The organism is Kordiimonas lacus (genome assembly GCF_001550055.1).
GTDB lineage: Bacteria > Pseudomonadota > Alphaproteobacteria > Sphingomonadales > Kordiimonadaceae > Kordiimonas > Kordiimonas lacus.
Genome location: NZ_LRUA01000007.1, coordinates 394987 through 406464, shown reverse-complemented (window position 1 = coordinate 406464; position 11478 = coordinate 394987). Strand labels below are relative to the sequence as shown.

The following is an 11478-nucleotide window of genomic DNA, read 5'->3' as shown; positions in this document are numbered from 1 at the left end:
CTGAGCTGGTCCCCAAAGCTTGGACAGTTTCAGGGCTAAATTAAGCTACAGTTTCGGTCTCTGATCATTGTTTTCCATTGTTGGTTCAGGCTGCCTTGTCTGCCGCTTGGAGGACCGGGCCGAGGCCCGGGCCGGAGAGCGGCAGACAGCCGTGATAGATTTCCTTCGGCGTACAGCCCGAATGGGCGCTATGAGGCCTGAGGCGGTTATAGAAGTCAACCCAGGCCCGGATGCCTGCCCGGACCTCCCGGCCACCCTCGAAGGCGTGCAGATAGACGCACTCATACTTGAGGCTGCGCCACAGCCGCTCGATGAAGATATTGTCCATGCACCGGCCCTTGCCATCCATCGAGATGCGAACCCCGGCCCCGCGAAGCCGCTGTGTCCAGGCCCATGAGGTGAACTGGCTGCCCTGGTCGGTGTTGAAGATCTCGGGGCTGCCATACCGATCGAGCGCTTCATCGAGGGCATCGAGGCAGAACTGGACATCCATGGTATTCGACAGCCGCCAGGCCAGCACCTTGCGGCTATGCCAATCCATGACCGCCACCAGATACAGGAAGCCCCGCGCCACAGGAATGTACGTGATATCGGCACACCAGACCTGATTGGGTCGGTCGATCCGCAAGCCCTTCAATAGATAAGGATAGCGCTTGTGCCGGGGATGCGGTGCGCTGGTGTTGGGCTTCTGATAGATCGGCATCAGGCCCATGAGCCGCATCAGCCGACGCACCCGCTTGACATTGATCTGATGGCCCTTGCGTCTCAGATGCCAGGTCATCTGGCGGACACCGTAAAAGGGCGTATCCAGGAACTGCTGGTCGATCTCGCGCATCAGGTCCAGGTTCTCGGGGCTCTCGCCCTTTGGCTGATGATAGAAGCTCGATCGGCTCAGCGACAGCAGTTGACACTGGCGGGTGACGGACAGCTTGGGTCGGCGCTCAATCATGGTCCGCCTCACTTCTCGGTCCATGGCTTGAGCGCGTTCACTAAAAAATCATTCTCGATCGTCAACTGCCCGATCTTGGCGTGAAGGTCTTTGATCTTGCCCGGATCGACCTCCGCTTCCTTCTTGGCGGCCCCACGCTCGAAGATGCCGGCGGCATTCTCCAACAAGGCCTTCTTCCACTGGTGGATCATCGTCGGGTGAACCCCGAACCGGCTCGACAGTTCCGCAACCGTCTGTTCGCCTTTCAGCGCCTCAAGCGCCACCCTGGCCTTGAAGTCGGGCTTATACTGTTTCCTCTTGGACATATTTGGTCTCCGTAACTGAGACCAGAAAACACGTTTCCATAGCTTACGTCACTGTCCGATTTCCGGGGACCAGCTCACACAGGTGTGTAGCTCTGGCTGCTTTCTTGGCGGAACTCGTAACTTCTAAAGAGTACTCTGGAATTGTTTTTGATGACCCGATGTCTTCGCTCGACCACCTTCACCGTAAAACTGTCGCTCGGCGTCTGGTGGAAGAATCCGCACACCGTCAAGTCATAATCTTCACACATGACTTAACATTCTTGTTCGAGCTGAAGCGAGAGGCTGAAGCCCAAAATATTATCCCTCACTACCAGCACGTTCATCGTCGTTCGAACAAACCAGGATATGTTTCTGGTTCAATGCCACTCAAAGCACAACCAGGTCTGGAGCTTGCCAATACATTACGAAGTGAACTGAAAGCTATCAAACATGAGTTTGATGACTATTCCCAAGCAAAACGCGAAATTATTGTTAAAGGCTTTTTGGAAAAGTTTCGAGAAGCATGGGATCAAGGCGTTGCCGACTTCATCATGCCCGTTCTTGGGCGTTTCGATAATACAATTCGTGGCAATAGTTTGTATAAACTTGCAGTTTTGTGCGAGGAAGATGTGAAAACTGTAACGTCTGCTAGAAGTCGTTTGTCCGAAGAGATGCATGTCAATTCAGAGGCACTTAATCCGGCGGAAGTATCGCACGCAGATATGGTAGCTGAAGTAGCAGCTTTGGAGAATTGGCTTCAGGATATTAAGGAACGCCAAAAAAATCCGGGCAAGCGGAAAGCAGTTATACCTCGAATACGAAGCCTTTAGGTCTTCCGATCGAAGGTTAACCTTGAGCAACTTGTAAACGCGGCCCAATCCTAAACAAAGTGGGATGACGTTCGTCCCCTTTCTGGCCCAAAACGGCTCAAGGGAGGCAATGGCTCCCTGTTACCAAAGCGCACAACCGCATTGCCCCGAAATCAGGGGTGCTTTTATGAGAGGCGGCCCAAAGCCGCCCCTTATCTCCGACTTATTTGCGCTTTAACGGCGTGTTTCCACCAGTTTTTTGAGCCTTTTTGGCTTCATCCCGGGCTCGTTTCTGTGCCGCCGTCCATTTTGGCTTTTTCTTGGCCCCTTTGGCTTTCTTGGCCTTCGGCTTGCTATCCGCTTTTTTCACCGCGCCTGTTTTTTCAGCAGCGTCCGGTGCAGCCGCCCGGTTTTTGGCCTCCTCAACAGGGGGCTTGTCCTCTGCTTGAGGAGGCTTGTCCTCGCTGTGGGGGCGTTTGGAACGAACCTTTTCATCTTCAATCGGCTTGCTGCGCTGCGCCTTCCGGTCATCCCGCCTGCCGTCAGGCGCCCCTGCGGGGCCGCGCTTTTCATACGCTCGTTTTTCCCGAACAGGCATTTTGCTGCGGCTGCTTTCGGCTTCAGGTACAGGACCGCGGAGCTTGTCGACCGTGATGGTTTTCTCCAGTTTGCGGCTGGGGCCAAGGGCCGCAAAAAACTGGTCAACGATATCGGGCGCGAGCTCAACATGCGTTTCATTTTCATGAATGCGGATCGAGCCAATTTCTTTTTTGGTGATATGGCCTGCCCGACAAAGGGTTGGCAAAATCCAGCGTGGTTCGGCGTTATGTTTGCGCCCAACCGACAAAGACACCCACGTCCCGTCACTGAAGTCCTGACGGTTCTTTTGGGGGCGCTCTGCCCTGTCTCTGCCTTTAGACCTGTCCCGGCTATTGTCCCTATCCCGACCATAATCCCGTGTCGGGCCGGTGTCCGACAGCTCTTCCGGCACGGGCTGACCTGTCTGCTGCAAACGAACCAGGGCTGCGGCAATCTGTTCGACACTATGATGGTCAAGAAGTTCCTGGACATGAGGGCGTTCCTCATCAGTCACAGCTTCCGTCAGCACGGGATCATTCAGGAAACGCTCGCGGTCGCGGGCGGCGATTTCCTCCATCGTTGGCGGCTTGGCCCAGGTCGCATCAATCTGGGCGTTGCTGAGCAGCCGTTCCGTGCGCCTGCGTGCCGGATAGGGCACCATCAGGACACAGACACCTTTTCGCCCGGCCCGGCCCGTGCGCCCGCTTCGGTGCAGCAGTATTTCCTTGTTCTTCGGAATATCCGCATGGATCACCAGCTCAAGCCCGGGCAGGTCAATCCCGCGGGCAGCAACATCGGTGGCAACACAGACGCGCGCGCGCCCATCCCGCATCGCCTGCAGGGCATGGCTGCGTTCGTTCTGGCTCAGTTCACCCGACAAGGCCACAACCGAAAATCCACGGTTATTGAAGCGGCTGGTCATATGATTCACTTCAGCCCGGGTGCTGCAAAAGATGATGGTGTTCGGCGCTTCAAAATAACGGATCACATTGATGATGCCGTTTTCTTTGTCGTTGGGGGCAAGCATCAGGGCCCGATATTCGATGTCCTGGTGCTGCTTGGTGTCACTTTTGGTTTCAATGCGGATGGCATCGCGCTGATAGCGTTTGGCAAGCCCCATGATGGATTTCGGCACGGTCGCCGAGAACAGGAGCGTCCGGCGGTGATCCGGCGCTGTATCCAGCATATATTCCAGATCATCCCGAAAACCGAGATCAAGCATTTCGTCGGCTTCATCAAGAACAACAGCACGCAGCGCTGTCATATCAAGCGAGCCCCGTTCAATATGGTCGCGCAGCCGGCCAGGTGTGCCAACCACGATGTGCGCGCCCCGGTCCAGATTGCGGCGCTCAGTGCGCATGTCCATCCCGCCGACACAGGTGGCGATATCCGCCCCTGCCAGTTCATAGAGCCATTCCAGCTCGCGCTTCACCTGAAGGGCAAGCTCACGCGTGGGCGCGATCACCAGCGCCAGTGGCGCGTGCGCCTGGGTGAGCCTCTCGGCCCCCTCGAGAATATCGGGCGCAAGCGCAAGGCCAAAAGCAACTGTCTTGCCGGACCCCGTTTGAGCAGAAACGAGAGCGTCAGCGCCAATAAGGCCCGGGGCCAGCATTTCTTTCTGCACGGGCGTGAGAGAAGTATAGCCGCGCTTTGTTAACGCCTGGCCGAGCGCCGGAACGACACCATCAAAATCTGTCATCATATTCTTTCGGAAACGGGGTTTAACCGCAAAACTGCCGGCTAATCGCATTAAGAAGCCTGCACGGATACTGCCAAGTGTGCGTTGAGGCAAGCTCAATCTAGCCTGCCTATTGTAGACAGAGTTCAGGCAGTGTCAAAATAATCCCAGATCCTGGGCCGGGTGGAGCCCCTGAAAAGGGGCGCGCTGTCACCAAGATGTGTCATTTATCATCCTTTTGAGAAAATGACTTTCCTGGTCACCAGAATCCATCTGAGGCGGCGATGATATACTATGCAACAGGGCCCTGTGGCGGCTTAGTGGTCGTGCTTCTTGGGCTTATAGTCGCGGCTTGAAGAATGGGTGTGCACCACTTTCCATGCGTCCCCGACCAGGCGGAACAGGAATGTCTGGCGCCCGGCCTTGTCGAACTCGCGCCCATTTTTCCGTACCTTGCCTTTGACGCGCGTATCGGCGACGGCCCAGGCAAAACCACCCTCGAAATGGATTTCGATGTCTGAAAAGTCCAGATGCAGATATTCAAGGGCGTCTTTTTCTGGTTCCACATGGTTGGTCACCAAATCATCCAGCCCTTCGTTCTGGCCGCCGGATTCCACATAGCGCGCGCCCTCAAAATCGAGGAAATGCTTCCGGAAAGGGGCGCCGTCGCCATTTTCCCAACCATATTCGATGGCAGCGATAATCTCCCTGATCGCTTTTTCATCGTCAGCGGACGCAAACAGGGGCGTTGACCCGATGGCGACAAGCACCGCACACAGCAGATATTTCATTCTATCCCTCCCAGAAAATGATGATCTGACGATAGGCGATATTTGCGGGTCGGCACAAGCCATTCAGTTGCCCGCTAAAGCGCTTGTCGCTGAAGCGGGATGTATGCAGGCCGGGCGACCCGTCGGGATGTCAGTTTGACGTAGCCGGAGTTCGGATAGGCCTCGACGTGCTTGCCTTTATCGCAGCCGACCTAAATGATCATACAGGGACACCGCGCGCGCCGGGCCCATATCCGGCAGCCGCGCCACAAATCGCAACCGCGAAAGGGAGACTTTGGTATGAGCACGACGGGTAAGCAACTTTTCACCACGCTTGAAAGCAACGGTACACTGACCGTCGCGATCGAGGACGTGACTTTCCCTGATCCCACGGGCAATCAGGTGCTGGTTAAAATGGAAGCCGCGCCGATCAATCCGTCGGACCTGGCCATCCTGACCAGTGCTGCCGACCTTGAGAATGCGGACTATTCGCCCGGCAAATATGTTGCCACCATGCCCGAGCCCTTCAACAGCGGCTCGAAGGCACGGCACGGGCTGAAGCTTCCTGCGGGCAACGAAGGCGCGGGTACCGTGGTCGCAGCCGGTGACAGCGATATGGCCAAGGCCCTTGTGGGCCAGCGCGTCGCGTGTGTGCCGGGCAATGCCTACAGCCAATATTGTATCGCTGATGCGGGCATGTGCCTGCCGCTTGGTGATCATTCGGCCGAAGACGGCGCAAGCGCCTTCGTCAATCCGATGACCGCCCTTGGCTTTGCGGAAAACGCGAAAATGGACGGGCAGGAAGCCATCCTGCACACCGTCGGCGCGTCCAACCTGGGTCAGATGCTGACCCGCATCTGTAAGGAAGACGGCCTGGGCCTTGTCAATATCGTGCGCAAGGACAGCCAGGTCGAGCTTCTGGAAAAGCTGGGGTCAACGCATGTGGTCAATTCCGCGGCAGACGGTTTCATGGGTAGCCTTCGGTCCGCAATCGATGACACGGGTGCCTTCTATGGCTTTGACCCGATTGGCGGTGGGCAAGCAGTTGACACCGCCTTCAAGGCGATGGAACAGGTCGCGGTCGGCAGGATGACCGAATATTCGCGTTATGGCTCCAACCAGCCGAAGCGCATGTTCATCTACGGGCGGCTGGATGTTGGGCCGACGATCCTGTCGCCGAGCTATGGTTTTGGCTGGACGCTGTCTGGCTGGCTGTTGTTCCCGTTCCTCCAGTCGGTTGGCATGGAAACGGTTGGCCGGATGCGCAAACGCGTGCTTGAAAACCTGACCACCACCTTTGCCAGCAGCTACAAGAAGCACGTCAATCTGGAAGAAATGCTGACCAAGGAAGCGGTGACGGATTACCGGGCGATGAGAACCGGCGAGAAATATCTGGTGACACCCTGGTCGTGACCCAGGCAGGTGTCCGCAGTCGCCAAGGCGCTGCAAACTTGAATGCATAGTGACAGAGCGACTCTCCGGGGTCGCTCTTCTTTTTTCATAGGGGGCTGGTGCCCTTCAAACGCCTGATTGCTGCCGATCGTGGCTTACTTGCCCGGCCTAAGTGCCGCGTGGTTTGGCGCGGGATGTGGCCTGTGCGCTTGCCGGGTCGTCTGGCCAGAAATGGCGCGGGTACCGGCCCTTCATGTCTTTGGCGACAGCGGCCCACGAGCCGTGCCAGAAGCCCGGCAAATCCCGGGTCATCTGTATCGGGCGATGGGCAGGCGACAGCAGAATGACCAGAAGCGGCACCTTACCGCCCATGATGGATGGGTGCCCCGTCAGCCCAAAAAGCTCCTGTACGCGCACCTCAATCGCGGGGGCTGTCTCATGAGCGTAGTTGATGGGAATGCGCGACCCAGTCGGGGCTTTGAAATGGGACGGCAGCAGGGTGTCGATCTGCGAGCGCAAATCCCACGGCAACAGGGCCGACAGCGCCCCCTCCAGCATATCAGGGGTGATCTTCGAGATAGCCGTTACACCAGACAGATAAGGCAGCAACCAGTCCGGGACGCCCTTCCCAAGGGCCTGGTCGCTCAGGTCCGGCCAGGGCGCGCCAACAGCTTCATGCAGATAGGTCGCCCGCGCGCGCAGCGCCTGCTGCCCTTTGGACCACGGCAGAACATCCAGCCCCAGATCATGGATGGCCGAACACAACAATTCTGCGGCAGCGTCTGTGTCCTCAATCTTGGCGGAAGCGTCTGCGAGGATAACCTGGTCGATCGCCCGCACCCGGCGCGCGCGCACGCTACGGGAGCCGCGGTCAAACTCAAGACGGGTTTCCTCGGCGATATGGGCTGAGAAGGTTTCTTCAATCTCCTCCATATCAATCGGTGCTGCCGCGCGGATGCGGCCGTTTGCGGCCTGGCCGGTGATGTCTGTCACCACCAGGAACTTGTGCCGCGCCAGCGCGTCCGTTTCTGGCAAGCTAGCGGCACGCCCGCCCACAAGGCGGAAACGGCCAGGCTTTCCTGCCGCTTGGGCGAGGCGGTCCGGGTAGGCATAGGCGAGCATCTGGCCGATACTGATCGCCTGTTGCTTTTGCGCTGCGCTGCCCGCCAGTTTTGCCCATCGCCGGGCAAGGGCTTTAGCGTCCTTCGCGCGGGGGCTGCTGTCGGCACGGAACCGGCGCAGTCTTTCGTCAAGATCGATCGCATCGCCACCAAGCCCATGCTCCGACACCAGGGCAGCAACCTCCGCCGCCTCCCCAGCATTGCCACTGATGCCCGCGCGGTGGATCATATGCGCCAGTCGCGGGTGGAGGGGGAAGGCCGCCAGGGCTCGGCCCTCATCGGTGATCTGGCCAGAACCGTCGATGGCATCCAGTTTCCCAAGAAGCGCCGTGGCCTCCGCCCAGGCGGGCGCGGGCGGCTGGTCCACAAACTGCATCTGTGCGGGGTCCGTCACGCCCCATGCCGCGAGGGTGAGCGCAAGCGGGGTCAGGTCAGCCGACAGGATCTCCGGCGTATCGAAGGCCTGGAGGGCTGCATGCTGGCCCTTGTTCCAGAGCCGGTAGCAGACGCCGTCTTCTGTGCGGCCAGCGCGGCCCTGCCGCTGGGTGGCTGCGGCCTTTGAGATGCGTCGGGTCTCGAGCCGCGTGAGTGCCGTTGCAGGCTCATAAACCGGCACGCGCGCCAACCCGCTGTCGACCACCACGCGGATGCCTTCAATCGTCAGGGACGTTTGCGCAATCGTGGTGGCCAGCACAACCTTGCGCCGTCCGGTGGCTGCCGGGGCGATGGCCCGGTCCTGTTCTTTGGGGGTGAGGCGCCCGTAAAGCGGCGCGATGTCTGTGGTGTCTGTAACCTGCCCGCTCAGGCGTTCTGCCACGCGGCGGATTTCCGCCTCGCCGGGCAGGAACACCAGGATGGAGCCGTGCTCTTCCCCAAGTGCCATCATCACCGTGGAGACGACATGGTCCTCAATCCGGATCTCCGGTTTTGGTGGCACAAAGCGGGTTTCCACGGGAAAGGCGCGCCCCTCGCTTTCAATCAGCGGCGCATCCGAGAGCAGGCTGGACATGCGTGTGCTGTCCAGCGTCGCGGACATGATAAGAATGCGCAGGTCTGGCCTCAGGATGGCACTGTCGAGCGCCAGGGCCAGACCGAGGTCGCCATCCAGGCTGCGTTCGTGAAACTCATCGAAAATGACCGCTGCCACGCCCGAAAGTTCGGGGTCGTCCAGGATCATGCGGGTGAAGACACCCTCGGTCACCACTTCAATCTGCGTCCTGGCGCTCACCCGCGTGTCAAGACGCACCCGGTAGCCAACCGTTTCACCGACCTCTTCGCCAAGCGTTCGGGCCATGAAGTGTGCGGCTGCCCGGGCGGCAATGCGCCGGGGTTCCAGCATGATGATGCGTCCCTTGGCCCGCCAGTCCGCCGCCAGGAGCTTGAGCGGCACGCGTGTGGTCTTCCCCGCGCCAGGTGCTGCCACCAGAACGGCAAACGCACTGTCACGCAGCGTGGCGTCAAGCTGCGGCAGCACGGCGTCAATCGGAAGGGGAGAGCCAGCCTTAGTCATGGGTCCTGCCTATTTGAAGCGCTTCACCCACCGTTGGTGATCAGCGTCGAATAGATATAGCCTGCATAGAGCGTGAGGAACAGGATGCCCTCGCGGCGCGAGAGGCGCTTGCCGCTTCGGATCGCGGGCAGCAAAATCGCCGCCACGCCGATACCAACCCAGACGTCAAAATGGGCGATCTTGCCGTCAAGCGGCACGGTGGCCGCCATGGCGGTGGCCCCCAGAACCCCGAGCATGTTGAAAAGGTTGCTGCCCAGCACGTTCCCAAGCACCACGCCCGCATGCCCGCGGTAAGCGGAGACAAGCGCCGTCGCCAGTTCCGGGAGCGACGTGCCGACCGCCACGATGGTCAGGCCGATCACGGCTTCCGACACCCCGAAGGCGAGGGCGATTTCAGTCGCGCCCTGCACCAGCAGATGCGCGCCACCTGCCAGCGCCACAAGCCCCGCGAGCCCCACCAAGAGGGCGCCCGTGAAGCCGAGGCCCGCGGCGGGGATATCTTCCTCCACATCATGCGCGACCTTCTTCGAGGCCCTGAGTTGGGCGCGCCGCTCTGATTTATAGACGAACGTCAGATAGCCGATCAGCGACAGGAGGAGCATGAGGCCGAAGATAAAGGAAATCTGGCCCAGGAAGGTCAACAGCCCCAGAAGCAGGCTGGCGACAAACACGGCGACCGCATCGCGCATGATCTGGCGGTCATCGCAGGCCACGGGGGCGATGGCGGCCGACAGGCCCAGGATCAGCAGGATGTTGGCGATGTTGGAACCCACCACGTTCCCGAGTGCCAGGCTGGGCGCGCCCTGAAGCGCCGCCAGGATGGACACCAGGAATTCTGGCGCTGAGGTTCCGAAGCCCACCACGACCATGGACACCAAGAGGGTTGAAAGGCCGAATCTTTTCGACAGGGCAACACTGCCGCGCAACAGGGCCTCACCGCCCAGGAACAAAAGCACCAATCCGCCAATCAGCTGCAGGTACGCCATAATCTAAACTCTTCTTTCGTTACATCTATGGTGGTCGGGGGTTATCAGTCGCCGGTGCTTTCAAGCGCACCGTTCGCCAGCGCGTGGATCAGAAGCGCGGCTTTCTGGATGTTCTTTTTGAAGCTGGTCATGTCGGCCATTTCGTCCTTGGTGTGGCCGCCCGTGCCCATCAGCCCCATGCCGTCCAGCGCCATATCTACATGGTCTGCCGCGAAGGAGATATCCGCAGCGCCCGCCTTCCGGGGGTTAACGGCTTCGATCTTGCCGTAGCCGAGGCTTTCGCTGATCTCGCTATAGAGCGCCAGCAGCTTGGCGTTGCCTTCCGTCGGCGCCATGGGCGGGTAGCCGGGCGCGAAGGTCAGCGAGGCGCTGGTGTGCAAGAGGCTGTCGGCCACGATGGCCTGCATTTTGGCCTTGGCGTCCGCCAGTTGCTTTGGCGACTGGGCGCGGATGCCGCCTGATACCTTCAGTGCCTGCGCCACCACATTGTTCTTGCCGAAGCCGGAGGTGGTGGCCGTCGCGGCATCTTCCGTCACCCGCGTGCCGCCAACAATGCGCCCGGGGTTGAAGGTCAGGTTTTCCATGCCTTCAAGCTCAAGCCGGAAGCTGTTCAGGATGCGCGCGGCCTCAAGGATCGCGCCGTAGCCAACGTCCGGCGTGAAAATCTGGGAGCTGTGCGCCGGGCGGCCTGTGACTTCGAGCGTCCAGTCTGTGCTGCCGCGCCGGGCAGTTACTGCCGTCTGGATGTTGCCGTCACCGTCCTCGAACCCGAGCGCGATATCGGCCCATACGGCTGCGTCAATGATGGCTTTCTTCGAGAGGCTCAGCGGTTTGCCGCTGGCTTCCTCATCGCCGGTCATGACAATGCGGATGCTGACGTCATCAAGGACGCCCGCGGCCTTCAGCGCGCGCACCACTTCAATGATGATCACGTCGCCGCCCTTCATGTCGGTGATGCCGGGGCCGGCAATCTTATCGTCGTCCTGCGGGGTGAAGGCCTGGAACGTATCGTCCTTGGCGAACACCGTATCCAGGTGGCCGATCATCAGAATTTTGGGGCCCTTGTTCCCAAAGGACGCCACCAGGTGGCCCGCGCGGCCGAACGCTGTGCCGTCCACCCACTCGGTGTCAAACCCGATGGCCTTGAGTTCCGCACCGAACAGCGCGCCCACCTTTTTGACGCCGTCAAAATTCAGCGTGCCGCTGTTGATGGTCACGGCCTGCTCCAGCAAACGCTCCGCCGCCGGCAGTTGGCCTTCAATCGCCTCCAGGATGGCGCGTTCAGTTGCGTCATCGGCCTCCAGGGCAGGGGCAGCGGTGAAAAGGCTGGCAATCAGGGCTAGGCAAAGCGCACGCATGGATGATCCTTCTGGCTGGTTGGGGCGCCCGAATTCGGGTCG

General features: G+C 59.7%; 8 protein-coding genes. 2 read left to right on the top strand and 6 right to left on the bottom strand.

Annotated elements, in window-relative coordinates; translation table 11 throughout:
- Positions 1–85: 85 nt before the first annotated feature.
- Positions 86–1254 (bottom strand): IS3 family transposase gene (locus KORLAC_RS14825; protein ID WP_420913266.1). Its coding sequence is split into 2 segments (ribosomal slippage): positions 86–984 and positions 984–1254, totalling 1170 coding nucleotides; the frame shifts between segments, so codons are not numbered across the junction.
- Positions 1255–1358: 104 nt separating this feature from the next.
- Here KORLAC_RS14825 and KORLAC_RS14815 point away from each other — a divergent pair.
- Complete coding sequence (locus tag KORLAC_RS14815) at positions 1359–2063, top strand: hypothetical protein (RefSeq protein WP_139167628.1); 705 nt, start codon at positions 1359–1361, stop codon at positions 2061–2063.
- Positions 2064–2265: 202 nt separating this feature from the next.
- Here the strand turns inward: KORLAC_RS14815 and KORLAC_RS14810 are convergent, their stop codons facing one another.
- Positions 2266–4320, bottom strand: coding sequence for a DEAD/DEAH box helicase (locus KORLAC_RS14810; protein ID WP_074519428.1), 2055 nt, complete (start codon positions 4318–4320; stop codon positions 2266–2268).
- A 296-nt stretch (positions 4321–4616) separates the two neighbouring features.
- Positions 4617–5090: a YybH family protein gene (locus tag KORLAC_RS14805; protein ID WP_068307793.1), complete on the bottom strand. Its 474-nt coding sequence runs from the start codon at positions 5088–5090 to the stop codon at positions 4617–4619.
- A gap of 279 nt (positions 5091–5369) precedes the next feature.
- On the opposite strand from KORLAC_RS14805, the gene KORLAC_RS14800 reads away from it, so the two are divergent.
- Entirely contained in the window at positions 5370–6482 is a 1113-nt protein-coding gene (locus KORLAC_RS14800; protein ID WP_068307791.1) for a zinc-binding dehydrogenase, read from the top strand.
- Positions 6483–6629: 147 nt separating this feature from the next.
- On the opposite strand, the gene hrpB is transcribed toward KORLAC_RS14800, so the two are convergent.
- From hrpB to KORLAC_RS14785, 3 genes are read right to left on the bottom strand one after another with little or no spacing between them, the layout of a single operon-like run.
- Positions 6630–9092 (bottom strand): ATP-dependent helicase HrpB, encoded by a 2463-nt coding sequence (gene hrpB / locus KORLAC_RS14795; protein WP_068307789.1) that lies wholly within the window; start codon positions 9090–9092, stop codon positions 6630–6632.
- 23 nt (positions 9093–9115) lie between these two features.
- Entirely contained in the window at positions 9116–10078 is a 963-nt protein-coding gene (locus KORLAC_RS14790; protein ID WP_068307786.1) for a calcium/sodium antiporter, read from the bottom strand.
- Positions 10079–10122: 44 nt separating this feature from the next.
- Positions 10123–11436: a M20/M25/M40 family metallo-hydrolase gene (locus KORLAC_RS14785; RefSeq protein ID WP_068307784.1), complete on the bottom strand. Its 1314-nt coding sequence runs from the start codon at positions 11434–11436 to the stop codon at positions 10123–10125.
- Positions 11437–11478: the final 42 nt, after the last annotated feature.